Genomic DNA, 23,637 nt, shown 5'->3' with positions numbered 1-23,637 from the left:
AAAAACGACCATACCGTGATGCTAGAAGTGTTACCTATGTCCCCGAACACCCGTTACCCATGTCCCCGGTCCATACAAAGTATCGGCTGCCGAGCAGGGTTTCTCGCGTCAGCCGTGATGAAGTCGTGGCACGTAGGATGGGTGAAGTGCGAGAAATCTTCACCCAAGAACCCCACCTCCCATCGCACGTAACCCATCACGCCCGGCAAGCGAGAAATCCTTCCTGAACGCAGTCGTGATGGGTTGCGCGCGGCGAATGCCGGGGTTCTTCTACCCGGCTTGCCGCGCTTCACCCATCCTACTGTTTGGCGGGTAGCACCACGCCGGAAGATTCGCCGAAGCCGATTTTCGGGTAGCCCGCTTTCTCGCAGGCGGCGCGCATGATGATCTGGTCACCGTCTTGCAGGAAGGTGCGCTTTTCGCCCCAGGGCAAGTCAATCGGCGTCTTGCCGCCGTTGCTCAATTCCAGCAAGGACCCCGCTTCCGACGGTTTCGGGCCGGACAGCGTGCCCGTGCCCAGCATGTCGCCCGGTTGCAGATTGCAGCCGTTCACTGTGTGGTGCGCAATCAGTTGCGCCACGTTCCAGTACGCGTCGCGGAAATTGCTGCGCGACAGCGTCACCGGCGGCTGCTTGGCATCGCGCGACTGGGCGGTGGTCATCAGCACTTCAAGTTGCACGTCGTAGGCACCCTTGGCGCGGTTCGCATCGGATGCCAGGTACGGCATCGGTTGCGGTTCGGACGGCCCGCGGTTGTACTGCGTGCGGAACGGCTCCAGCGCTTCCATGGTCACGATCCACGGCGAGATCGTCGAGGCGAAGTTCTTGGAAAGGAAAGGCCCCAGCGGCTGGTATTCCCAAGCCTGGATGTCGCGTGCCGACCAGTCGTTCAGAATGCACAGGCCAAACACGTGGCCGTCGGCGTCAGCCAGGTTGATGCGCTCGCCCTGGACGTTGCCGGTGCCCACGAAGATACCCAGTTCCAGTTCGTAATCCAAGCGGGCGCACGGGCCGAACTGCGGCGCTTCGCCTTCGTTGGCCGGGCGAGTCTGGCCAACGGGCCGGGGGAATTTCTGGTCTACGCCGATGCTGGACGCACGACCGTGGTAGCCGATGGGCACCCACTTGTAGTTCGGCAGCAAAGGGTTGTCGGGGCGGAATTGTTTGCCGATGGCGGTGGCGTGGTGCACCGAGATGTAGAAGTCGGTGTAGTCGCCAATGCGCGCGGGCGTGGTGTGTTCTGCATCGGCTTGCGCCACCAACAGCGGCTCGACCACGTTGCGCAACGCGGCGCCTTCGCGCAGCGCACGCGACAGGGCCAGGCGCAGGGCACTCCAATGTGTCTTGCCCAAGGCCATCAACGCATTCAGGCTGTCGCTGGCGCAAACGGCCAGCGCCTCGGCGGCCTGGCCTTCAAACGGCTTTGCCGCTGCCAGCGCAGCCAGGTCCAGGATCTGGTCGCCGATGGCCACGCCGGGGCGGAACGACTCGTTCGTGCCCTTGCGGCGGAAGGCGCCATAGGGCAGGTTCTGCACCGGAAAGTCGGACGTGCCGGTGTTGGCGCTGGCAACCCAGCTCTTCAAGGACGGATCGTGGGTTTCGTTGATGGTGGTGGTCATGGCTGCGTGTCTCGTTAATGTGTGTGTTGAAGGGCCGGCAAGCCGTACGAATGCTGAACGGCGGATAACAAAGGATGAACGCCAGATGGTGAACGCCAAACGGCGATGCGCTTTCGCGCATCGCCGTGAGCGTGGGTCAGCGAGGGGGCGCCGTCACGCCTTGGTGGGATCGAAGTGCTTCACGATACCCTGCCAGCACCGGTGGTAATCGTCTTGCAGAGCGTCGGAAGCCAGCGCCTGCGCGGTCGGGCGAATCACTCGGCGCGTTTCAAACATGAACGCCATCGTATCGCGGATGTAGTGGGCGCTGTGCGTGTCGGCGCGTGAGGCTTTTTCAAAGGTCTCGGCGTCGGGGCCGTGGCCGCTCATGCAATTGTGCAGGCTGGCGCCGCCGGGCGCGAAGCCATCGGCCTTGGCGTCGTACACGCCTTGTATCAGGCCCATGAATTCGCTGGCGACGTTGCGGTGGAACCAGGGCGGACGGAAGGTGTCTTCCATGGCCAGGATGCGCGGCGGGAAAATCGCGAAGTCCATGTTGGCCGTGCCCGGGGTGTCCGACGGCGCGGTCAGCACGGTGAAGATCGACGGGTCCGGATGGTCGAAACTGATCGAGCCGATGGTGTTGAAGTGGCGCAGGTCGTACTTGTAGGGCGCGTGCGTGCCGTGCCAGGCCACGACGTCCAGCGGCGAATGGTCGATGGACGCGCGCCAGAAGCCACCGGTGAATTTCGCGATCAATTCAAAGTCGCCTTCCACGTCTTCGTACCAGGCCACGGGCGTTTTGAAGTCACGGGCGTTGGCCAGGCAGTTTGAACCGATGGGACCCAGTTCTGGCAGGCGCAGCGCCGCGCCAAAGTTCTCCAGCATGTAGCCGCGCGCCTCGCCGTCCAGCAGTTCGACGCGAAACCGTACGCCGCGCGGGATTACGGCAATTTCCAGGGGCTCCAAATCAATCAGGCCCAGTTCGGTGGCCAGGCGCAGCCGGCCCTGCTGCGGCACCAGCAGCAGTTCACCGTCGGCGTTGTAGAAGTAACGGCCCTGCATCGAGCGGTTGGCGGCATACAGATGGATGGCCACGCCGCCCTGTTCGTCGGGGCCGCCGTTGCCGCCCCAGGTCTTCACGCCTTCCAGGAAGTCGGTGGGGGCGGCGGGAATCGGCAGCGGACTCCAGCGCAGTTGGTTGGGCGTGACCGGGCCATGGCCAAACGTGCTTTCCCAGCTGGCGGCGCCGCCAAACGCTTCAAACGGCTTGTGTTGCGCGCCCGGACGGATGCGGTACAGCCAGGAACGGCGGTTTTCGTTGCGAGGGGCGGTGAAGGCTGTGCCGGAAAGCTGCTCGGCATACAGGCCATACGGACATTGCTGCGGCGAATTGCGGCCCACGGGCAGCGCGCCGGGCAAGGCTTCGGTGGCGCAGTCGTTGCCAAAGCCGGTCAGATATTGCAGTTCCATGGAATCCTCCTGGGTGGCGGCGCGGTGCGTGGCCGCGCGGTCGGTATGGGGCCGTCTGACGAACGCAGCGGCGATGCGTCATTGTCGGAAAAAACTGCCAATACGGCTACGGGAATGTAAAAATACAGACTATAAATTGTGTGAATAGTAGGGGGCGGCATGGCCGAACTGCGCAACGTCGATCTGAACCTGCTGGTCCTGTTCCAGCACTTGATGGAAGACCGAAACCTGTCGGCGGTGGCACGTCGCATGGACTTGACGCAGCCCGCCGTCAGCAATGCGTTGCGCCGTCTGCGCGAGGCTTTTGGCGACGAGCTCTTCGTGCGTACCGGGCAGGGCATGCTGCCCACGCCGCGCGCGCAGCGGTTGGCCGGCCCCGTCAGCGAGGCGCTGACCGTGCTGACGCAGGCGCTGCAGGATCAGGACGTGTTCGACGCCGCGACCAGCAACCGGCGCTTTCGGGTGGCCATGACGGATGTGGGTGAAATCCACTTCATGCCGCGCTTGATGGAGGTCTGCGTGCAAATGGCGCCGCAGGTGCGGATTGATTCGGTGCGGGTGCAGGGGCCGGACTTGCCGCGCGAGATGGAGTCCGGCCGGGTGGATCTTGCGATCGGCGCCTTTGACGAAATGGGGGCGGGCACGCTGCAGCGCATGCTGTTTCGCCAGGGTTATGCAACCTTGTTCCGGCAGGCACATCCCACGGCGCATGCGGGGATGGGCATCAAGGCGTTTCGCGCGGAACGCCATCTGATCGTATCGCGCGCCGCGCCCTACGGGCAGGTGAACCAGTCGATGGAGCGCGCGGGGGTGGTGCTGGCCGAACACTTCAGCGTGCCGCACTTTTCGGCCGTGCCATATATCGTGAGCGCAACGGATCTGCTGGCCACCGTACCGGAAAAGCTCGCCGCCAGCGCCGCGGCGCCGTTTGGCCTGCGCTTCATGACGCCGCCGGTAAAGGTGCCTGCGCTGCAGACGAACATGTATTGGCAACGCCGGGTTGACCGGGATAGTGGCAACCAATGGTTGCGCGGGCTGATTGTGAATACGTTTGGGGACGCTTGATGCTCGTAGGATGGGTGAAGCGCGAAGAATCGGCAAAAAGAAAACCGATGTGGAACGCGCGTAACCCATCATGCAGCGGCTGCGTTATGGCTGAATCCTTCCGGAATTCACCGTTGCTTGATGGGTTGCGCGCGTTCGGCGTTTTCGTTCTTCTTTGTTTTTTTCTCGCGCTTCACCCATCCTACGATCCCACTACTGACTCCCTGGCTTGCTGCAATGCTTCGCGCAAGAGTGCCATGTCGCCCAGGTGGTTGGCCAGCAGCAGGATCAGCGCGGCGTTCAGTTCCTGGCTTTGCTCGTTCGTCAGGTCGCGATGTGTTTCGATCAGCGCTTCGTAAAAATCGTCGGGCGCGCTCAGGTTGGTATCGGTTATCAGCATGAGTTTGTGACCTCAGGAATCAGGCGTGGCCCGTGGCCCGCTTGACGGCGGCGGTAACCGCGTCGGCATGGAAGGCGCGCCAGCGGGCGGCGATGTGCTGGTCGGGGCGGATCAGGTAGGTGGTGCCGGGCTGCGCGTCATAGCGCTTGGCCAGGCATCCTTGGCGGTCGGCCACCACTGGCAAGTCCGCCGACAAGCCCGACACATCGCACTGCGCGTCAACCACCAGAACCGCCTTGACCGGCACCGGGGCCATGCGCAGCGCTTGCAAGGCCGATTGTGTGTCACGGTTGGGCAGGGTGCTGCCGCAGAACACGGCCAGCACGAAGCTGCCGTCCAGTTGCGCCATCCACCAGTCATCTGCGCCATTCACCGACACCGGCGCGTCCAGCGCGACGGCGCCGGGCGTCATGCGGCCGCTGAAGGCGTCGGCGTCCGGCGTATTCAACGGCGACCCGACATACGTAGCCGGCAGCGACAAGCGACCGCTGTTGACCAGTGACCGCGCAAACGCATGCGTCTTGGCCAGGTTCAACACGGCGTTGCGGAAGCTGCGGCTGACATCGCTTTTGGGCGTGATGAAGTCCGTGGCCCGCGACGAATTCAAAATGTTCTCGTCGGCCGCGTACTCGCGTTCGGCGGCGTAGCTGTCGATCAGCGCGTCGGGCGCCAGGCCCGCCAGCACCAGCTTCAGTTTCCAGGCCAGGTTTTCAGCGTCTTGCACGCCGCTGTTGGCGCCACGCGCGCCAAACGGCGAAACGCGGTGCGCGGAGTCACCCGCGAACACGACGCGGCCATGGCGGAATTTGTCCATGCGTTCGCATGCAAAGGTGTAGACGCTGACCCATTCCAGGTCGAATTGCGCGTCGGGGCCGAGCAGCGCGCGAATGCGCGGCAGCACGTTTTCAGGCTTGACGGCTTCGACGGGGTCGGCGTTCCAGCCAAGCTGGAAGTCGATGCGCCAGACGTTGTCCGGCTGCCGGTGCAGCAGCACGGACTGATTGGGATGAAAGGGCGGGTCGAACCAGAACCAGCGCTCGGTCGGAAAGTCGGCTTTCATCTTCACGTCGGCAATCAGGAAGCGATCTCGGAAGATGCGGCCATGGCTTTCCTGGCCGATCAGCTTGCGCACGGGCGAGCGTGCGCCGTCGCAGGCAATCAACCAGTCGGCATGCAGCGTGTAAGGGCCTTCGGGCGTGTCGATGCTGAGTTCAACGCCAGCATCGGTCTGCAACACGCCCGCAACCTTGTTTTTCCAGCGCAGGTCGATATTCGGTTCCTGGCGCGCCTGCTCGTACAGATAGCCTTCGGCGTAATACTGCTGCAGGTTGATGAAGGCGGGGCGGCGGTGATCGGGTTCGGGCAGCAGGTCAAAGCGCCACACTTCCTGTTCACGGAAGAACACCTTGCCCACGTTCCAAGACACACCTTTGTCGATCATGCGCTGGCCGACACCCAGGCGGTCCCAGATTTCCAGTGTGCGCTTGGAAAAACAGATGGCGCGGGATCCGGTGGACAAGCGGTAATCGTCGTCCAGCACCACCACGCGCACGCCTTGGCGCGCCAGATCCAGGGCGGTGGTCAGGCCGACTGGGCCCGCGCCCACCACGATGACCGGATGCCGCGCCGCGGCGCCGGCGCTTTGGTCGGCGTGCTTCTCATAGGCGAACTCCATCGCCTGAAAGTCGATGTCTCCCACGGTTGTCTCCTGTGTGGGTCATTTTGTTTTTATGTGCGAAGCCGCGCGCCGTCTTGCGACGCGCGGTTCTGTTCTTGCAGTTTCATTCACAGGGCCGAAGGGCACCAGCCCGTCGGCCCGGCAGGCTCAGCCTTCCAACTGCGCCCACATTTCCAGATCGCGCTTGTCGGTCCAGATGCGCGGATGCGTGTGGCCCGAGGCCTCGTCATAGGCGCGCGACACGTCAAACGGCATGCAGTGGTCGAAGATCACCCAGTCGCTGTAGCGCGGCTTCATGAAGTCGTAGACCTCGCGGTAGATCGTCTTCAGGTCCTTGCCTTCGGCCACGCCACGGTTCACCGCGCCGTACAGGTCCGTCAGGAAAGCGCGGGTGCCGGCCAGGCCTTGGCGCACTTCGGTGGCGTCTTTCAATGCCGGGCCACGTCCGGGCACCATCTTTTCGGCTTCAAAGCCCGACAGCGCGTCCAGCGTGCTGGGCCAGTCGCGGAAGTAGGCGTCACCGCAGTACGGCGTGGACTGGTATTCGACCAGGTCGCCCGCGAACAGGATCTTCTGCTCGGGCAGCCAGGCGATGGTGTCGCCCTTGGTGTGGCCACGGCCCACTTGCAGCAGCTTGACTTCCAGGTTGCCCAGGTTGACGGTCATTTCGCCCTTGAACGTCATCGTCGGCCAGACCAGGCCCGGCGGAATCGATTCGGCATTGCGGAACAGGCGGGGGAAGCGGCCAATTTCGCTGGCCTTGTCCTGCTCGCCGCGCTCGACGATCAGGTCATAGGTGTCGCGGCTGGCCAGGATTTCCTGGGCGTTGTAGGCGGATGCGCCAAACACGCGCACGGCATGGTAGTGCGACAGCAGGATGTACTTGATGGGCTTGTCTGTCACTTCGCGGATGCGGCGGATGACGTCTTGCGCCATGACCGGCGTGGCTTGGGTGTCGATCACCATGACGGCCTCGTCGCCGATGATCACGCCCGTGTTGGGATCGCCCTCGGCCGTGTAGGCATAGGCGTTGTCGGACAGTTTTTCGAACGAGACGACCTTGTCGTCCATATCGGCGTGCGAGGCGAATTGCTTGCTCATGGAGGCTCCTTCCACTGTTATAGGAATAGGTGTGTGGAAGGAATATAGCTTGGCGTTAGTGTTTGTGCAATACGTTCGCTATAAACAAATGATCGAGGCTTTACAGGGGTTTCCCCAATAATTTCAGGGCCTTGGGGCTTAGTTCCTTTGGCATTTGGGGCAGTAATAGGTGGCGCGCTGTCCTTGGACAAAGCGCCGGATGGGCGTTTCGCAGACTCGGCACGGCAGGCCTTCGCGTTCATAGACGGCGGCATGAATCTCGAAGTACGCCCCGGGTTCGCCCGTGGCGCCCACGTAGTCCCGCAGCGTGCTGCCGCCGGAAGTCAGCGCGTCCGCCAAGGTGGCGCGCACCATGTCGGCCAGCCGTTCGCAACGCGCCAGCGACAGCTTGTTGGCGGGCGTCTTGGGGTTGATGCGCGCGCGGAACAGGCTTTCAGATGCGTAGATATTGCCCACGCCCACCACCGCCATGCCCGCCAGCAGTACCTGCTTGATGGCGGCGCCGTGGTTCTTGAAGTGGCGATGCAGCCAGGCGCCGTCAAAGCGCGGGTCGAAGGGTTCGATGCCCAGCTTGGCCAGCAAGGGATGGGCGTCGATGGGGCCGTCGGTATCGGCATGCCACAGCACCGCCCCGAAACGCCTGGGGTCATGCAGGCGCAACACGGCGTCGTCGAAAATCCATTCGACATGATCGTGCTTGCGCAGGAATTCACCCGGCGCCACGCTGCGCAATGAGCCCGACATGCCCAGATGCACAATCTGCGTGCCGTGCTCGAACCGCAGCAGCAGATATTTGCCCCGGCGCGCGCATTCCAATACGGCGCGGCCACCGATCAGCGCCGGCAATTCCGCGGGAATCGGCCAGCGCATGCGGGGTTCGTGGATGACCAGGCGCCTGAGCGTCCGGCCGGTGATGACGGCGTCGATTCCTCGGCGCGTAGTTTCGACTTCAGGCAGTTCCGGCATGAGCCAGTGTAAGATCATCAATTGCGTGTACGAAGATTGTGCCATCAACCGGACGGGCCGCGTGAAGTCGTCTTTTAAACAAATGAATATCGGGATCGCCGCGTTGGCGCTTGCGCTTGCAACAGGTTTTGCGCTGCCGGCCCAGGCGGCCGACAGCCGGACGCGAGATGCAACCGGGCCACGCATGGCCCCGCAGAACCGTCAGCCTGAAACCGAAGTGATCCGTCTGCGGCCGGGCCAACTGCCCTATGTTTCGCTGACCGGCGACATCTTCTACCGCGTCCTCGCGTCAGAAATTGCCGCCCAGCGCGGCATGTACGGCACGGCGGCCACCACCATGGTGGGCTTGGCCCGCGACACAGGCGACCCCCGCCTGGCGCGACGCGGGTTGGAATTCCAGTTGGCGGGCGGCAACCTGCCCGGCGCGCTGGAAGCAGCCCGGGTCTGGGCGCGCCTGTCTCCCAACGATGTCGAAGCCAGTTCCACCGAACTGGCGCTTGCCGCCGCCAATGGCCAGACCAAGGGTCTGGCCCAGGCGCTGCGCAACCGCATCGACGCATCGCGCGACAAGCCGGCCGCCATCGGCCAGGCGCTGGCCGTGCTCAGCCGCCTGAACGACCGCCGCCTGGCGCTGCGCATTCTTGACGAATCCCTGAGCGACAGCGTGCGCAAGCTGCCCGCCGCCCATCTGGCCCTGGCCGACGTGGCATCCGCCGCCGGCGACTACCCGCGCGCCGCACAGGAATCCCGCGCCGCGCTGGCCGCCGATCCCAAATCCGAACCGGCCGCCCAGCGCGTGCTGGAATACGGTTTCAGGGTGGATCCGCAGCGTGCCCAGGCCGATGCCCGCGCCTATATCAACCGCAATCCCGGCGCCCGCAAGGTTCGGCTGATGCTGGCGGGTCAGTTGGCCGACAGCGGCGACTACAACGGCGCGCTGGCCGAACTGCAAGCCATGTCGCGCCGCTCGCCGGAAGACTTCGACCTGCTTTTCATGCAGGCGCAACTGGCCTACAAGGCCGGCCAACTGCCGCAAGCCAAGACCCTGCTTCAGCAGTACCTGGACGTGCAGCAGCAGCGCCAGCGTGCCACGGTGCCGGGCGCGACCGACGCTGGCGCGGCCGCCGCCGATGCGCATGTGCTGCTGTCGCGCATTGCCGAAGACCAGGGCAATTACGACGAAGCCATCAATGAACTGGGCCGCATCGACGACCCGACGCTGCGGTATTCCGTGCGCATGCGGCAGGCGGCGCTGCGCGCCAAGAGTGGCCGCGTCGACAATGCGCTGACCATGATTGACGCGGCCGGCCCGCAAGACGAAGAAGAACGCACGCTGGGCGTCTTGACCAAGGCACAGATCCTGCGCGACGCCGACCGCGTGCCCCAGGCGATCCGCACCCTGGAAGCCGCTGACGAGGCGCTGCCCGACACCGTTGAAATCAAGTACGAACTGGCGATGCTGTATGAACGCCAGAACCGTCTTGACGATCTGGAACGCATGCTGCGCCAGGTCATCGCGCTGGATCCGGACCACGCACACGCCTATAACGCGCTGGGCTACACGCTGGCGGATCACAACAAGCGCCTGCCCGAAGCACTGGACCTGATCACTCAGGCGCTTGAACTGTCGCCCAATGACCCCTTCATTCTGGACAGCATGGGCTGGGTCAAGTACCGCATGGGTGAATCCGAGTCCGCGGCGGAATACCTGCGCCGCGCCTACAGCGTGCGCCCGGAAGCCGACATCGCCGCCCACCTGGCCGAAGTGCTGTGGAGCCAAGGAAAACGCGATCAGGCGATGGAACTGCTGCGCGCCGCGCTGATGAAAGATCCCAAGAACAGGACCGTGCAAGATGTGGTCAAGCGTCTGGGGGTCAACCTGTGAGCGTGTTGGCGATGCGAAGCTTGGCCGGCCTTTCCGGCTGGCTGCGGCTGGCGCTGGTGACGATGCTGGCCATGGCGCTTGCCGCCTGCACCACCACACCCGAACCCATTGAAGGCGCCAGCGCCGACGCCTTTTCACGCATCGGCCGCTTTGCCATCACGGTCAACGAAGAAGGCGGCAAGCAGAATGCCGTGCAAGGCGGTTTTTCATGGTCGGACGATGGCCAGCGCTACGTGCTGGACCTGACCAACCCGCTAGGCTCAACCGAAGCCCGCGTGGAAGGGCGCCCCGGCGCAGCCAGCTTGACCAAGGCCGACGGCACCCGCCTGCTGGCCGATAACCCCGATGCCTTGGCCGAAGAAGCCCTGGGCAGCAGCATGCCCGTGTCCGGCCTGCGCGATTGGCTGCGCGGCAAGCTGCCGGCCGAGCCGGAAGCGTCGGATGTGGCCCGCGACGAGCTCGGTCGGCCCACAACGTTCGAGCAAGGCGGCTGGCGTGCCAACCTGTCGCGCTACGACACGCTGGGTCCGCAGATGCTGGTGCTGCAACGCCAGGAGCCGGGCCGCCGCATCATGGTGCGGCTGGTGGTCAACCAGCCCTGAGTTCTGAGTTCAGGGTTCTGAGTTCTGAACGCTGAACCCCGGCTCTTAGCGCGTGGCGGGCAGGTGGCTGGCTTCGGGGTTGTCTCGGACCAGCGCCTTGTACAGGCTGACCATGTAGCACAGCAAGATCACCGAAAAGGGCAGGCCGCACAGCACCACGGCGGTCTGCATCGCATTGAAGTTGCCCGCCAGCAGCAGGCCTACCCCCAGCATCGTCGTCAGCGCCGCCCAGAAAACACGCAACCAGATGGGCGCGTCGTGGCCGGCGTCGGCGTTGCGGGCCGATAGGTTGGCGATCATCAGCGTGCCCGAATCGACCGGTGTCAGGAACAGCATGAATGACATGACCACGCCGACGCCGGCCACAAGCGATGTCATTGGCAGGTATTCCATCAGCGTGTAGAACGCCATCGGCGGGTCGGCCATGGCCATCTGGCCCAGGCTGGCCGCGCCATCGTTCAGCACCAGATTGATGGCGGTATTGCCAAAGATGGACAGCCAGGCCAGCGTGAAACCCAGCGGCACCAGCATGACGCCGAAGATCAATTCCCGAATTCGGCGCCCGCGTGAAATGCGGGCGATGAACATGCCGACAAACGGCGCCCAGCCTATCCACCACGCCCAGTAGAAGATGGTCCACGAACTGGTCCAGCGCACGGCCTTGCGGTCATACAGGTACATGTCGAAGCTTTTGCCCAGAAATGCGTTCAGATAGTCGCCCAGGTTCTGCACCAGGCCGTCCAGCAGCAGGCGCGTGGGGCCGGCCAGGAATACGAACAGCAACAATAGGCACATCAGCGCGGTATTGACGTTCGACAGGATGGCGATGCCGCGCTTGATGCCCAGCGCCGCCGCGCCCGTGGCCACCACCATCATGATGATCACGATGGGCACCTGGACGGCGGCCGTGTTCGGCACGCCCCACAGGTATGTCAGCCCGGCATGCAGCAGCAAGGCGCCCAGCCCCAGGTTGGTCACCATGGACACGATGGTGGCCAGCACGCCAAAGCCATCGACCGCGTGGCCCACGCCCTTGGGCAGCGGCTTGCCGGACAGCCCTTGCAAGGGAGAACGCAGCGCCAGGGGCTGCTTGTGGCGATACGCGAAGTAGGCCAGCGCCGTGGCGGTCAAGGCGTAGAGCGTCCAGCCATGGATGCCCCAATGCAGGAAGGTCAGGGTCAGCGCATTGCGCGCCGCTTCCTGGGTGCCGCCCGCGCCGGTGGGCGGCATCAGGAAATGGTCCAGCGGCTCGTAGACGCCGCAATACACCAGCGCAATGCCGATGCCGGATGAGAACAGCATCGATACCCAGGACAGGTAGCTGAATTCTGGCGATTCGTCGTCTTCACCCAGGCGCAGCGCACCGTGTCGCGATAGCGCCAGCCACAACGCAAAGCCCACGCTGACCGCCATGGCCAGCATGTAATACCAGCCGAAGTGCGCGGCCACCAGCAATTGGGTGGCCTCGAGCCAGGCTTGCGATTCGCCCGGCTGCACGATGAGCAGGGCGCCGATAAGCAGCACGGCGCCGGACGCACAAAGGAAAACGATGGGGTTGGTATGCGCAAGCCAGCCGCGCCTGGGCGGCGCGGCCCCGAGATCCCGCGCCGAGTTCTTCCGATCATGCTGCACCGCTGTCTCCCCGTGTGGTGATACTGCCGTGGTGCTTCCCCTGCTGCTTCCGATCTTTGTCCGATCGTGTCTGCCGGACCTTACTGTTTTTATATTGAATGATCAATCAATATAAATTAGACTCGACCGCACCCGGTTGGGCAGCCCCCCTTTTCCTGCCCCGCCCTTGCCAGCGCTTGCTCGCCCAGGAACCGCATTCATCATGCCAAAAGTCGGAATGCAGCCCATCCGCTGCAATCAACTCATCCAAGCCACGCTTGAATCCATCGATCAGGTCGGGTTGGCGGAAAGCTCCATCGCCCATATCGCCCGCGCGGCCAAATTGTCCACCGGCATCATCAGCCATTACTTTGGCGACAAGGACGGTCTGCTGGAAGCCACCATGCGGGAATTGCTGCGCAACCTGCGAGATTCCGTCTCGCGCGCGCGTCTTGATGCGCCGGCCGCAGCGCGCGCCCAGTTGCGCGCCATCATCAACGGCAACTTCGTGCCCACCCAGGTGTCGGGCAGCGCCATGCGCGCGTGGCTGACGTTCTGGGCGGCCAGCATGCACCAGCCGCGCCTGCGCCGGTTGCAACGCGCCAACGACCGCCGTCTGCATTCCAACCTGTGCTGCCAGTTCCGGCGCGTGATGCCGCAGGCGCAAGCGCGAGACGCCGCGCGTGGCCTTGCCGCCCTGATCGACGGCCTGTGGCTGCGGGGCAGCCTGCAGGGCGCGGATTTTGCCGGCGACAAGGCGCGTGACATTGCCTACGACTATGTGGACCTGCTGCTTGACCGCAGCCAATTCAAGGGCGAACCGGCCTTGGGCCCGCCCTCACTTTGACAATAGGACGGACTCCCATGCCTTTGCCTATCCAGCAACTCTACATCCATGGCCGGCGCACCAACGCCATCAGCAGCAAGACCATCACCACGGTAAACCCCGCCAACGGCGCGGTGCTGGCCGAAGTGCAGGTGGCCGCTCGGCAGGACATCGACCGCGCCGTGGCCAGCGCGCAGGAAGGGCAGAAGGTATGGGCGGCGCGCACCCCCGCCGAGCGCGGGCGCGTGCTGCTGAAGGCGGCGCAGATGCTGCGCGAACGTAACGACGAATTGGCCGAACTTGAAACGCTGGATACCGGCAAGCCGCTGTCCGAAACCCGTACCGTCGACATCGCCACCGGCGTGGACGTCATCGAGTATTACGCGGGGCTGGCCGCGGCCGTGGAGGGCGTGCAAGTGCCGCTGCGCGAATCCAGCTTCTTCTACACGCGCCGCGAACCGCTGGGCGTGATTGCGGGCATCGGCGCGTGGAACTATCCCGTCCAGATTGCCATGTGGAAATCGGCCGCGGCCTTGGCCACCGGCAACGCCATGGTGTTCAAGCCCGCCGAGATCACCCCCTTGACGGCGTTGCGGCTGGCCGAGATCTACACCCAGGCAGGCGTGCCCAACGGCGTATTCAACGTGGTGCTGGGCAGCGGCCGTGAAATCGGCGATTGGCTGACCGGCCACCCCGGCGTGGCGAAGGTGTCGTTCACTGGGGGCGTGGAAACCGGCAAACAAGTGATGGGCGTGGCGGCGGCAACGCTCAAAAGCGTCACGCTGGAACTCGGCGGAAAATCGGCGTTGATCGTGCTGCCCGATGCCTGCCTTGAACGCGCGGCAGACATCGCCGTTATGGCCAACTTCTTCAGCTCGGGCCAGGTATGCACCAATGGCACGCGCGTGTTCGTGCACCGATCGCACAAGGCGGCGTTTGAGGCTGCCGTGCTGGAACGGGTGGCGCGCATCCGCATTGGCGACCCCTTCGATCCGCGCACGAACTTCGGGCCGCTGGTCAGCGCGGCGCACATGGACCACGTGTTGAGCTGGATAGAAATCGGCAAGCGCGAGGGAGCCACCTTGCTGGCGGGCGGCGTGCGGCTGACAGACGGTGCGTTGGGCAAGGGCTCTTATGTGGCGCCCACGGTGTTTTCAGATTGCGAAGACCGCATGGAGATCGTGCAGGAAGAGATCTTCGGCCCCGTCATGAGCATCCTGGCGTTCGATACCGAAGACGAAGCGGTGCAGCGCGCCAATGACAGCCGCTACGGCCTGGCCGCGGGCGTGGTCAGCCGCGACCTGGCCGCCGCGCATCGCGTTGCGCATCGCTTGCAGGCGGGCATTTGTTGGGTCAACACCTGGGGTGAATCGCCCGCGCAGATGCCGGTGGGCGGCTACAAGCAATCTGGCCTTGGACGCGAAAACGGCATGGATGCGCTGGCCCAATACACGCAGACAAAATCCGTGCAGGTCGAACTCGGCCCTTTCGCGTCGGTGTTCTGATCGTACTGACGATTCGGCGACGGGCGCCCGCCGCGCTGGCGGGCAGCCCGATTTCTGTACGTGTTCGGGGGGAAGACGATGTCCATCAAGCGCGAGTACGACTACATCATCATCGGCGCGGGATCGGCGGGCAACACGCTGGCCGCGCGGCTGACCGAGGACGCAGGCACGACCGTGCTGCTGCTGGAAGCGGGTGGGCAAGATCACCGGCTGGACTTCCGCACGCAGATGCCGGCCGCGCTGGCCATGCCCTTGCAGGGCAGGCGCTACAACTGGGGCTACAAGACAGATCCGGAGCCGCATCTGAATGGCCGTCGCCTGGATTGTGGGCGCGGCAAGGGGCTGGGCGGGTCGTCGCTGATCAACGGCATGTGCTACGTGCGCGGCAATGCCCTGGACTACGACCATTGGGCGCGCATCGATGGCCTGGCGCATTGGGATTACCTGTCTTGCCTGCCGTACTTCAAGAAGGCCGAAAGCCGCGACGTGGGCGCGTGTGACTATCACGGTGGCTCGGGGCCGGTCAGCGTCACTACCCCCAAGGCCGGCAACAACCCGCTGTTTGCCGCCATGGTGGCGGCGGGCGAGCAGGCGGGATATGCGCAAACGCCAGATATGAACGGCTATCGCCAGGAAGGCTTCGGGCCGATGGACCGCACGGTGACGCCTCGCGGTCGGCGCGCCAGCACGGCGCGCGGCTATCTGGACCAGGCGCGCGCACGCGCCAACCTGACGATCGTCACGCGGGCCTGGACTGATGTGATTCTGTTTTCTGGCAAGCGCGCAGAAGGGGTGGCGTGGGAACAGCACGGTCAGCATCACCGCAGCTACGCGCTGCGCGAAGTGCTGTTGTGCGCGGGCGCCATCGCATCACCGCAGATCTTGCAGCGTTCCGGTGTGGGTGCGGGTTCAGTGCTGCGCGGCCTGAGTATCGACGTGCAGCACGAGCTGCCCGGCGTGGGCGAGAACCTGCAAGATCACCTGGAGCTATACGTGCAATACGAATGCAAGCAACCCGTGTCGTTGGCTCCGTCGCTGAAACTGCACAATCAAGCCGCGATTGGCGCGCAGTGGTTGTTCATGGGCACGGGAATCGGCGCCAGCAATCAGTTTGAAGCGGGTGGCTTCATCCGCAGCCATGACGATTTCAAATGGCCGAATCTGCAATATCACTTTCTGCCGATTGCCATCAACTACAACGGGTCCAACCCCATCAAGGTGCATGGCTTTCAGATGCATGTGGGTTCCATGCGATCGCCCAGCCGGGGGCGCGTACGCATTCGTTCGCGTTCGCCGCGCGATCATCCCAGCATCCTCTTCAACTACATGTCCGATGCGCAGGACTGGCGTGAGTTCCGCGCGGCGCTGCGCATCACGCGCGAGCTGTTCGCGCAGCCCGCCCTGGCGCAATACGCCGGCCGCGAGATCTCGCCCGGCGCCGCATATAAGACCGACGCAGAACTGGATGCCTTCGTGCGCGCGCAAGCGGAAACCGCGTATCACCCATCATGCTCGAACAAGATGGGCGTGGCGTCCGACCCGATGGCGGTGGTGGATGGCTACGGCCGCGTGCATGGGCTGGAGGCCTTGCGCGTGATCGACGCATCGATCATGCCGGACATCGTCACGGGCAACCTGAACGCCCCGGTCATCATGATGGCTGAGAAAATCGCCGACCACCTTCGCGGCCGCACGCCGCTTGCGCGCGCCGAGGTGCCTTACTACACGGCGCAAGGTCCGGCGCGTGGCTAGAATGTGGGCTTGTCCCGCACGCATCGGCTGCCCTCTGTGACTCTGTACGACGTACCCGCTCCCGCCAAGCTGAATCTGTTCCTGCATGTGGTGGGCCGCCGCGCCGACGGCTACCACTTGCTGCAAACGGTCTTCCGCTTCATTGACCTGTGCGATACGCTGCATTTCGATGCGCGCGACGATGGCGTCATCAGCCGGGCCACCGAGCTTGCCGGCGTGTCCGAAGCCGATGACCTGACCTTGCGCGCCGCGCGTGCCTTGCAGCAAGCCACCGGCACGCGCCAGGGCGTGCAGATCGGTCTTGAAAAGCGCATCCCGCAGGGCGGCGGGTTGGGTGGCGGTTCCAGCGATGCGGCTACTGTGCTGATCGCGTTGAACAAACTGTGGAACACGGGGCTGACGCGGCGCGAACTCATGGACCTGGCTTTGCCTTTGGGCGCCGACGTGCCGGTATTCGTGTTCGGGCAATCGGCCTTCGCGGAGGGCGTGGGCGAAGCGCTCACCGCCGTGACGCTGCCCGAACGCGCTTACCTGGTGGCGCAGCCGGACACCAGCGTACCGACTGTTGGAATATTTTCAGCGCCCGATTTGACAAGGGATTCTTCTTACATCACAATAGCGGACTTTCTTGCTTCGCCAACTTTTTCCTTCGGGAAAAACGACTTGGAGCCGGTGGTTCACCGTCTTTATCCTGAAGTTTTCAGGGCATCGCGGTGGCTTGCAGAACAGGGTTACCCTGTACGCATGTCGGGATCAGGCGCGTGTTTATTCGCCGAATTCTCAGAACTTTCCGAAGCCGTTTTGGCGAAAGCAGAAATATCCGCTATAATGCGCGGCGCTGTTAAAACAAACAGCACAACGCATCCACGGTTTCGGTTAGTGCAGGCTTGTACTGGTTTAACTGAACACCCGTTGCGGAATTGGATTGCAAGATAGTTGGGGAGTCGCCAAGCTGGTTAAGGCACCGGATTTTGATTCCGGCATGCGAAGGTTCGAATCCTTCCTCCCCAGCCAACCGAATACATAAAAAAGCTGTTGAACACGCCTGTAAGACACTGGCCCGGGTTCAGCAGCTTTTTTATTTTCCGGATCCGCTGGTGTTTTCACCCCGCATCACTCGTTAGTGTCTTACAACGACCATCGCATCATCCATCATGGCAAACGATAGCTTCATGATCTTCACGGGCACGGCCAACACTCGGCTGGCCGTGGACGTAGTCAACCACCTCGATATGTCCCTGGGCAAGATGACCGTCGGTCGCTTCTCAGACGGCGAGGTGATGGTCGAAATCAACGAGAACGTGCGTGGCAAGGACGTCTTCGTTCTGCAGCCCACCTGTGCGCCCACCAATGACAACCTGATGGAAATCATGGTCATGGTTGATGCCCTGCGCCGCGCGTCGGCCGGCCGCATCACCGCCGCGATTCCGTACTTCGGCTACGCCCGCCAAGACCGCCGCCCGCGCTCGGCGCGCGTCGCCATCTCGGCCAAGGTTGTGGCCAACATGCTGCAAGTGGCTGGCGTTGACCGCGTCCTGACGATGGACCTGCACGCTGACCAGATCCAGGGTTTCTTCGACATCCCCGTGGACAACATCTACGCCGGTCCGATCTTGCTGGGCGACATCTGGCGCCGCAATTTCTCGAACCTGGTCGTGGTGTCCCCGGACATCGGCGGCGTGGTTCGTGCCCGAGCCCTGGCCAAGCAACTGGAAGCCGACCTGGCCATCATCGACAAGCGCCGTCCGCGCGCCAACGTGTCGGAAGTGATGAACATCATCGGTGAAGTCGACGGCCGCACCTGCATCATCATGGACGACATGGTCGACACCGCCGGCACGCTGTGCAAGGCGGCCCAGGCCCTGAAAGACCGCGGCGCCGGCGCCGTTTACGCCTATTGCACGCACCCCGTGCTGTCGGGCGGCGCCATTGATCGCATTGAAGCGTCGGAACTGGACGAACTGGTCGTCACCGACACCATCCCGCTCTCCGAGCAAGGCCAGGCCAGCGGCAAGATCCGCCAGCTGTCGTGCGCCGCGCTGCTGGGCGAGACCATCCTGCGTATCTCGAACGCGGAATCGGTCAGCTCGCTGTTCGTCGACTGACGCGCTTCGCGTCGGTCAGGCCACAGCCTACTTTTAGTTTTTGCACCTTGCTGGTCGCGGCAAGGCGCAATCAACACGGCGCGCATGTTGCGCGCCGTGCCGTTAACTGGTGAAGCCTCTTCACCTTATTTTGTTTTTGGAGTTTTCCATGAAATTCATCGCCACTGCGCGTAGCGTCCAGGGTTCGAGTGCGAGCCGCCGCCTGCGCCGCGCGGGCCGCGTTCCCGCCATTGTCTATGGTGGTACGGCTGCCCCCCTGAACATCGAACTCGACCACAACGAGATCTATCACGCCCTGCGTAAGGAAGAATTCCACGCATCGATCCTGCAAATGCAGCTCGAAGGCTCGAAGGATGAGCAAGTGTTGTTGCGTTCGGTTCAATGGCACGCCTACAAGCCGCAAGTCCTGCACGTGGACTTCCAGCGCGTGGACGCCAACCAGGCTCTGCGTACCAAGGTGCCGCTGCACTTTGTCAACGCCGAAATCTCGCCCGCTGTGAAGCTGGCCGGCGCCATCATCAGCCACGTGACGACCGAACTGGAAATCACCTGCCTGCCGAAGGCTCTGCCCCAGTTCATCGAAATCGACCTGTCCAACACCCTGGCTGGCGCTTCGATCCACCTGGCCGACATCAAGCTGCCCATGGGCGTCACCTACGTGCCCCACGGCGGTGAAGACAACCCGCTGCTGGCTGCCGCCATCGTCAAGGGCGGCGGTGCCGCCGCTGCCGACGACGCCGAAGAAGCTGCTCCGGCTGCCTAAGCCTTCTTGGAAAGCCTTCGGGCTTTCCGCGGCTTGTGCCCGAAACCCTGCGTGTGCATTTGCATGCGCAGGGTTTTTTGGTTTAAACACCCTCCATCATGTCTATTCCCATACGCCTCATTGTGGGATTGGGTAACCCCGGTCCCGACTACGAAACCACACGGCACAACGCCGGCTTCTGGCTGGCCGACCATCTGGCGGACGATCTGCGCACTTCTTTTGCGCTTGAGAAATCTTTTTTCGGCATGGTCGCCAAGTCGCGCCTGGGTGCGGACAACGTGCTGTTGCTCAAGCCCATCACCTATATGAATAAATCCGGCCAGGCCGTCGGCGCCTTGGCGCGCTTCTACAAGCTGGCGCCCGAACAGGTGCTGGTCTTGCATGACGAACTGGATCTGCTGCCCGGACAGGTCAAGCTCAAGCAGGGCGGTGGCCATGCGGGGCATAACGGCTTGAAGGACATTCAGGCGGTGCTGGGCAGCCCGAACTTCTGGCGCTTGCGCATCGGTATCGGCCACCCGCGCACGCTGGGCCTGGCCCAGCAGGTGGCGGACTTTGTGCTGCATCCGCCGCGTCGCGATGAGCAGAAAGAAATCGATGCCGTCATCGACCGCTGCCGCGCCGTGGTGCCGGCGATGCTGGCGGGCGATTTTCCGCTGGCCACGCGCCAATTGCATAGTGGCAACGTTGCCGGATGAACAACCCCGCGCAGTCCACCCCCGTCGGCAAAACCCGCTTTCGATCAGAAGTCGCGGACTTCTGGCGCTATATCCGTCACCCGCGTCCAGTGTCGCGCGTGTCGGGGCGTGCGGCGGGGCGTGTGGGTAATGGGTTTCTGGCTGATTGGTGGCCGGGCATTCGCCCCGGACGCCTGTTGGCCTGGGCCGGGCTGCTGTGGGCGTTGAATCTTTTTGCGCTGGGCCCCGTGGCTGTGATGGCTGCTGGCTTGGGCGGCGCCACCCACCGCATCGATCCGGCCAACCTGCCGTGGCTGACGGCGGTTATCTGGGCGCCGCTCGTTGAAGAAATGCTGTTTCGCTACGGTTTGCGCCGGCCCTTGCAGGCGCTTTGGTTGGTGCCCGCATTGATGCCCGTGGTCCTGTATGGCCCGCAACTGTGGACGGGACTGCTGCTGGCCGCTTTTATGCTGCTGGCCTGTTGGGGCGTGCGTCCCCGCGCGACGATGCTGTCAGGCTGGGACACGACATGGCGGCGCTACTACCTGAAGCACTTCGGCCTGGTGTTCCATCTGGTCGCGCTGACGTTTGCCGCGGTCCACCTGACCAACTTCGTCTATAGCAAGACGCCGTACTGGCTGATGCCGCTGCTGGTGCTGCCGCAATGGCTGACGGGGCTGGTGCTGGGCTGGATGCGCGTGCGACGCGGCATCGGCGCGGCCATCCTGCTGCACGCCACGTTCAACGCCGGCCCCATTTTGATGATCTGGGCCGTCATGCGCTGGGCGCCGTCCGTCGTCAAATAGCGGGGCCGTATCGCCGGCCTTGATGAAGGTGCCCCAGGGCGCGCCCGGGGTAAACTAGAACGTTAACGATCACTACCGTACTTACACAGGATTCCCATGGCTCTGCAATGCGGCATCGTCGGCCTGCCCAACGTTGGCAAATCGACTCTTTTCAACGCTCTGACCCGCGCCGGCATCGCCGCCGAGAACTATCCGTTCTGCACCATCGAGCCCAACGTCGGTGTGGTCGAAGTGCCGGATCCGCGTCTGCAAAAGCTGGCTGAAATCGTCAAGCCCGAGCGCATCCTGTCCGCCACCGTCGAATTCGTGGACATCGCGGGCCTGGTGGCTGGTGCAAGCAAGGGCGAAGGCCTGGGCAACCAGTTCCTGTCGCACATCCGCGAAACCGACGCCATCGTCAACGTGGTGCGCTGCTTCGAAGACCCCAACGTGATCCACGTGGCCGGCAAGATCGACCCCATCGCCGACATCGAAGTCATCGAAACCGAACTGGCGCTGGCCGACATGCAAACCGCTGAAAAAGCGCTGCAGCGTCATCAGAAGACCGCGCGTTCCGGCGACAAGGAATCGCAGCGCATCGTGGCCGTGCTGGAAAAGTGCGTGGCCCAACTGAACGAAGCCAAGCCCATCCGCGCGCTGGACCTCAGCCCGGAAGAACACGCCGACATCGCCCAACTGTGCTTCATCACCGCCAAGCGCGCGATGTACGTGGGCAACGTGGCCGACGACGGTTTCACCAACAACCCGCTGCTTGACCGCCTGACCGAATTCGCCGCCGCGCGCAACGCGCCGGTCGTCGCCATCTGCGCCGCCATCGAATCCGAAATCGTCGACCTCGATGACGCCGACCGCCAGGCGTTCCTGTCCGACATGGGCATGGAAGAACCGGGCCTGAACCGCCTGATCCGCGCCGCCTTCAAGCTGCTGGGCCTGCAAACCTACTTCACGGCAGGCGTGAAGGAAGTGCGCGCCTGGACGGTGCCCATCGGCGCCACCGCCCCGCAAGCGGCCGGCGTGATCCACACCGACTTCGAACGCGGCTTCATCCGCGCGCAAACAATCGCCTACGAAGACTTCATCACGTACAAGGGCGAGCAAGGCGCCAAGGAAGCCGGCAAGATGCGCGCCGAAGGCAAGGAATACATCGTGCAGGATGGGGATGTGATGAATTTCTTGTTTAACGTCTGACGTCCTTGCTCATTTCCCCCCGCAGCGAACCTCTTGCCGCTGCGGCGAATAGCCCCGATAATCGCCGCATGAACTGCGGCGATTATCTTTATATCTGGCAGGCCCCCGACTGGCCGAACTGGCGCTACGACTTGGCTGTTCTCGCCGAGCCCTTGGCGCAAGTCAGCCGCGCGCAGGGCATGTTGCTGGGGCGGCTTGCCGACGTCGGCCTTGGCTTACAAGGGCAAGCCAGCCTGGCCGCGCTGACGGATGACGTGCTCAAGACTAGCGAGATCGAGGGTGAGCTCCTCAACGCAGCCTCGGTCCGCTCGTCCATTGCTCGCCGTCTTGGTGTTGATATCGGTGCCTTGGCGCCAGTCGACCGCAATGTGGAAGGCGTGGTGGACATGGTGCTTGATGCCAGCGGCAACAGCAGCCAGCCGCTGACGGCTGAGCGCTTGTTCGGTTGGCATGCCGCGCTGTTTCCCACTGGCTACTCGGGCCTCGGCAAGATCATCACTGGCGGATGGCGGGATGACGCCCAAGGGCCGATGCAGGTGGTGTCGGGTCACGTCGGGCGCCATAAGGTTCATTTCGAAGCTCCCGCCGCAGATGGCCTGCCGGCGGAAATGATGCGCTTTCTGGACTGGGTGAATGCGCCACGGGCGTCGGAGCCCGCTTTGATCCGCGCCGGACTGGGGCATCTGTGGTTTGTGACCTTGCACCCCTTTGATGATGGCAATGGCCGTATCGCCCGAGCGATCGGCGACTTGCTCTTGGCCCGCGCCGATGGCAGTCCGCGGCGTTTCTACAGCCTATCCGCGCAGATTCAGCGTCAGCGCAATGCCTATTACGACATCCTTGAGCGCACGCAGAAGGGCACGCTGGACGTGACGGCGTGGCTATTGTGGTTTGTGCAGATGCTGGATGAGGCGGTGCGACAGGCACATCACACGCTGGATACGGTGCTGGGCAAAGCACGGTTCTGGAACCGTGTGTCCGGCGCCGCATTAAACGAGCGGCAAGTGAAGGTGTTGAACCGTTTGCTCGACGGCTTTGAAGGCAAGCTGACCAGCAGCAAGTGGGCGGCTCTTGCGAAGTGTTCTAGCGATACCGCGCTGCGCGACATTTCCGAACTGGTTGATCTTGGTGTGTTGCAACGCTCGGGGGCTGGTGGCCGCAGCACCAGCTACGAATTGAAGCCTGACTGACCCGGGTTCCGCGCGCCTTATCACCCCCCCGCCTTATCCCCCGCCGCCCGTAAAAAATTCGCCTCCAGCACGCTCAGCACCCGGTTCAGCGTATCCACATCCGCCGCTGACAACCCTTTCAACGCCTCTTCAAAAAACGCCGCCCGTTTAGGCAGCGCTTCATTCACCACCGCCTGCCCGGCAGCCGTCAGCGTGGCATTCGTCAGTCGGTTGTCCTGATCATCCACCGCGCGCGCGATCCAGCCCATTTTTTCCATCGCCTGCAATTGCCGGGTCAATGACGCGGGATCCAGCCGGCAGCGCTCAGCCAGATGCTTCTGCGAACACTGTCCGTTTTCATGCAGCGCCAGCAGGATGCGCCAGCGGGGCAGGGCGTGGCCTACCTTGCTGCTGAATGCGCTTTGCATGACGCGGTATGTCTGCCCCATGTGCTGGATGACTTGCAGGCCTTGTTGTTGTCTGGGCAAA

At 63.5% G+C, this 23,637-nt stretch carries 21 protein-coding genes and 1 tRNA gene; 14 read left to right on the top strand and 8 right to left on the bottom strand.

Features of this window, described 5'->3' with window-relative positions:
* Positions 1-298: 298 nt before the first annotated feature.
* Together fahA and hmgA are read right to left on the bottom strand one after the other, a co-directional pair.
* Positions 299-1,618 (bottom strand): fumarylacetoacetase, encoded by a 1,320-nt coding sequence (gene fahA, locus ELS24_RS26165; RefSeq protein WP_127185783.1) that lies wholly within the window; start codon positions 1,616-1,618, stop codon positions 299-301.
* Positions 1,619-1,771: 153 nt separating this feature from the next.
* Entirely contained in the window at positions 1,772-3,070 is a 1,299-nt protein-coding gene (gene hmgA / locus ELS24_RS26160) for a homogentisate 1,2-dioxygenase (RefSeq protein ID WP_127185782.1), read from the bottom strand.
* Between the two features lie 159 nt (positions 3,071-3,229).
* On the opposite strand from hmgA, the gene ELS24_RS26155 reads away from it, so the two are divergent.
* Complete coding sequence (locus ELS24_RS26155) at positions 3,230-4,135, top strand: LysR family transcriptional regulator (RefSeq protein WP_127185781.1); 906 nt, start codon at positions 3,230-3,232, stop codon at positions 4,133-4,135.
* Between the two features lie 181 nt (positions 4,136-4,316).
* On the opposite strand, the gene ELS24_RS26150 is transcribed toward ELS24_RS26155, so the two are convergent.
* From ELS24_RS26150 to mutM, 4 genes are all read right to left on the bottom strand, one after another.
* On the bottom strand, positions 4,317-4,514 hold the full coding sequence (locus tag ELS24_RS26150) for a DUF2783 domain-containing protein (protein ID WP_050448056.1): 198 nt from the start codon (positions 4,512-4,514) through the stop codon (positions 4,317-4,319).
* A 19-nt stretch (positions 4,515-4,533) separates the two neighbouring features.
* Entirely contained in the window at positions 4,534-6,213 is a 1,680-nt protein-coding gene (locus ELS24_RS26145; protein WP_127185780.1) for an FAD-dependent oxidoreductase, read from the bottom strand.
* Between the two features lie 126 nt (positions 6,214-6,339).
* Entirely contained in the window at positions 6,340-7,293 is a 954-nt protein-coding gene (locus tag ELS24_RS26140; protein WP_050448054.1) for an MBL fold metallo-hydrolase, read from the bottom strand.
* A gap of 138 nt (positions 7,294-7,431) precedes the next feature.
* Positions 7,432-8,259, bottom strand: coding sequence for a bifunctional DNA-formamidopyrimidine glycosylase/DNA-(apurinic or apyrimidinic site) lyase (mutM, locus tag ELS24_RS26135; RefSeq protein ID WP_127185779.1), 828 nt, complete (start codon positions 8,257-8,259; stop codon positions 7,432-7,434).
* On the opposite strand from mutM, the gene ELS24_RS26130 reads away from it, so the two are divergent.
* Positions 8,258-10,144, top strand: a complete 1,887-nt coding sequence (locus ELS24_RS26130) for a tetratricopeptide repeat protein (protein WP_127185778.1) — start codon at positions 8,258-8,260, stop codon at positions 10,142-10,144. The genes mutM and ELS24_RS26130 overlap by 2 nt on opposite strands.
* An 11-nt stretch (positions 10,145-10,155) precedes the next feature.
* Positions 10,156-10,746, top strand: coding sequence for a lipoprotein insertase outer membrane protein LolB (gene lolB, locus ELS24_RS26125; protein ID WP_127185777.1), 591 nt, complete (start codon positions 10,156-10,158; stop codon positions 10,744-10,746).
* A 45-nt stretch (positions 10,747-10,791) separates the two neighbouring features.
* Here lolB and ELS24_RS26120 read toward each other — a convergent pair whose 3' ends face one another.
* A complete protein-coding gene (locus tag ELS24_RS26120; RefSeq protein WP_127185776.1) occupies positions 10,792-12,378 on the bottom strand; it encodes a BCCT family transporter in 1,587 nt (528 codons plus the stop codon).
* Between the two features lie 202 nt (positions 12,379-12,580).
* On the opposite strand from ELS24_RS26120, the gene betI reads away from it, so the two are divergent.
* The 11 genes from betI to ELS24_RS26065 all read left to right on the top strand — a co-directional run bounded on the left by betI (position 12,581) and on the right by ELS24_RS26065 (position 23,169).
* Positions 12,581-13,204, top strand: coding sequence for a transcriptional regulator BetI (betI, locus tag ELS24_RS26115; RefSeq protein WP_127185775.1), 624 nt, complete (start codon positions 12,581-12,583; stop codon positions 13,202-13,204).
* 17 nt (positions 13,205-13,221) lie between these two features.
* Positions 13,222-14,688: a betaine-aldehyde dehydrogenase gene (betB, locus tag ELS24_RS26110; RefSeq protein WP_050448050.1), complete on the top strand. Its 1,467-nt coding sequence runs from the start codon at positions 13,222-13,224 to the stop codon at positions 14,686-14,688.
* Positions 14,689-14,766: 78 nt separating this feature from the next.
* Positions 14,767-16,440 carry a choline dehydrogenase gene (gene betA, locus ELS24_RS26105; RefSeq protein ID WP_127185774.1) on the top strand — a complete coding sequence of 558 codons (1,674 nt, stop codon included), beginning with the start codon at positions 14,767-14,769 and terminating at the stop codon, positions 16,438-16,440.
* Between the two features lie 36 nt (positions 16,441-16,476).
* Positions 16,477-17,376, top strand: a complete 900-nt coding sequence (gene ispE, locus ELS24_RS26100; RefSeq protein WP_127185773.1) for a 4-(cytidine 5'-diphospho)-2-C-methyl-D-erythritol kinase — start codon at positions 16,477-16,479, stop codon at positions 17,374-17,376.
* Between the two features lies 1 nt (position 17,377).
* Positions 17,378-17,454, top strand: a tRNA-Gln gene (locus ELS24_RS26095).
* A 140-nt stretch (positions 17,455-17,594) separates the two neighbouring features.
* A complete protein-coding gene (locus tag ELS24_RS26090; RefSeq protein ID WP_006227587.1) occupies positions 17,595-18,545 on the top strand; it encodes a ribose-phosphate pyrophosphokinase in 951 nt (316 codons plus the stop codon).
* 148 nt (positions 18,546-18,693) lie between these two features.
* A complete protein-coding gene (locus ELS24_RS26085) occupies positions 18,694-19,308 on the top strand; it encodes a 50S ribosomal protein L25/general stress protein Ctc (protein WP_050448048.1) in 615 nt (204 codons plus the stop codon).
* A 98-nt stretch (positions 19,309-19,406) separates the two neighbouring features.
* Positions 19,407-20,006 carry an aminoacyl-tRNA hydrolase gene (gene pth, locus ELS24_RS26080; protein WP_050448047.1) on the top strand — a complete coding sequence of 200 codons (600 nt, stop codon included), beginning with the start codon at positions 19,407-19,409 and terminating at the stop codon, positions 20,004-20,006.
* A complete protein-coding gene (locus ELS24_RS26075; protein WP_127185772.1) occupies positions 20,003-20,791 on the top strand; it encodes a CPBP family glutamic-type intramembrane protease in 789 nt (262 codons plus the stop codon). The genes pth and ELS24_RS26075 overlap by 4 nt, the downstream gene beginning before the upstream one ends.
* A gap of 96 nt (positions 20,792-20,887) precedes the next feature.
* Positions 20,888-21,979 carry a redox-regulated ATPase YchF gene (gene ychF, locus ELS24_RS26070; protein WP_050448045.1) on the top strand — a complete coding sequence of 364 codons (1,092 nt, stop codon included), beginning with the start codon at positions 20,888-20,890 and terminating at the stop codon, positions 21,977-21,979.
* A gap of 68 nt (positions 21,980-22,047) precedes the next feature.
* On the top strand, positions 22,048-23,169 hold the full coding sequence (locus ELS24_RS26065; protein ID WP_127185771.1) for a Fic family protein: 1,122 nt from the start codon (positions 22,048-22,050) through the stop codon (positions 23,167-23,169).
* Positions 23,170-23,189: 20 nt separating this feature from the next.
* On the opposite strand, the gene ELS24_RS26060 is transcribed toward ELS24_RS26065, so the two are convergent.
* Positions 23,190-23,636, bottom strand: coding sequence for a MarR family winged helix-turn-helix transcriptional regulator (locus tag ELS24_RS26060; protein ID WP_050448043.1), 447 nt, complete (start codon positions 23,634-23,636; stop codon positions 23,190-23,192).
* Position 23,637: the final 1 nt, after the last annotated feature.

It is taken from the genome of Achromobacter spanius, from assembly GCF_003994415.1.
Classification (GTDB): domain Bacteria; phylum Pseudomonadota; class Gammaproteobacteria; order Burkholderiales; family Burkholderiaceae_B; genus Achromobacter; species Achromobacter spanius_C.
Note: the sequence above shows the minus strand (reverse complement) of the source record. Positions and strands in the feature narration are given on the sequence as shown.

Coding starts and splice junctions, on each gene's coding strand:
- fahA (WP_127185783.1), bottom strand. CDS start 1,618: ATGACCACCACCATCAACGAAACCCACGATCCGTCCTTGAAGAGCTGG.
- hmgA (WP_127185782.1), bottom strand. CDS start 3,070: ATGGAACTGCAATATCTGACCGGCTTTGGCAACGACTGCGCCACCGAA.
- ELS24_RS26155 (WP_127185781.1), top strand. CDS start 3,230: ATGGCCGAACTGCGCAACGTCGATCTGAACCTGCTGGTCCTGTTCCAG.
- ELS24_RS26150 (WP_050448056.1), bottom strand. CDS start 4,514: ATGCTGATAACCGATACCAACCTGAGCGCGCCCGACGATTTTTACGAA.
- ELS24_RS26140 (WP_050448054.1), bottom strand. CDS start 7,293: ATGAGCAAGCAATTCGCCTCGCACGCCGATATGGACGACAAGGTCGTC.
- ELS24_RS26130 (WP_127185778.1), top strand. CDS start 8,258: ATGAGCCAGTGTAAGATCATCAATTGCGTGTACGAAGATTGTGCCATC.
- mutM (WP_127185779.1), bottom strand. CDS start 8,259: ATGCCGGAACTGCCTGAAGTCGAAACTACGCGCCGAGGAATCGACGCC.
- lolB (WP_127185777.1), top strand. CDS start 10,156: ATGCGAAGCTTGGCCGGCCTTTCCGGCTGGCTGCGGCTGGCGCTGGTG.
- betI (WP_127185775.1), top strand. CDS start 12,581: ATGCCAAAAGTCGGAATGCAGCCCATCCGCTGCAATCAACTCATCCAA.
- betB (WP_050448050.1), top strand. CDS start 13,222: ATGCCTTTGCCTATCCAGCAACTCTACATCCATGGCCGGCGCACCAAC.
- betA (WP_127185774.1), top strand. CDS start 14,767: ATGTCCATCAAGCGCGAGTACGACTACATCATCATCGGCGCGGGATCG.
- ELS24_RS26090 (WP_006227587.1), top strand. CDS start 17,595: ATGGCAAACGATAGCTTCATGATCTTCACGGGCACGGCCAACACTCGG.
- ELS24_RS26085 (WP_050448048.1), top strand. CDS start 18,694: ATGAAATTCATCGCCACTGCGCGTAGCGTCCAGGGTTCGAGTGCGAGC.
- pth (WP_050448047.1), top strand. CDS start 19,407: ATGTCTATTCCCATACGCCTCATTGTGGGATTGGGTAACCCCGGTCCC.
- ELS24_RS26075 (WP_127185772.1), top strand. CDS start 20,003: ATGAACAACCCCGCGCAGTCCACCCCCGTCGGCAAAACCCGCTTTCGA.
- ychF (WP_050448045.1), top strand. CDS start 20,888: ATGGCTCTGCAATGCGGCATCGTCGGCCTGCCCAACGTTGGCAAATCG.
- ELS24_RS26065 (WP_127185771.1), top strand. CDS start 22,048: ATGAACTGCGGCGATTATCTTTATATCTGGCAGGCCCCCGACTGGCCG.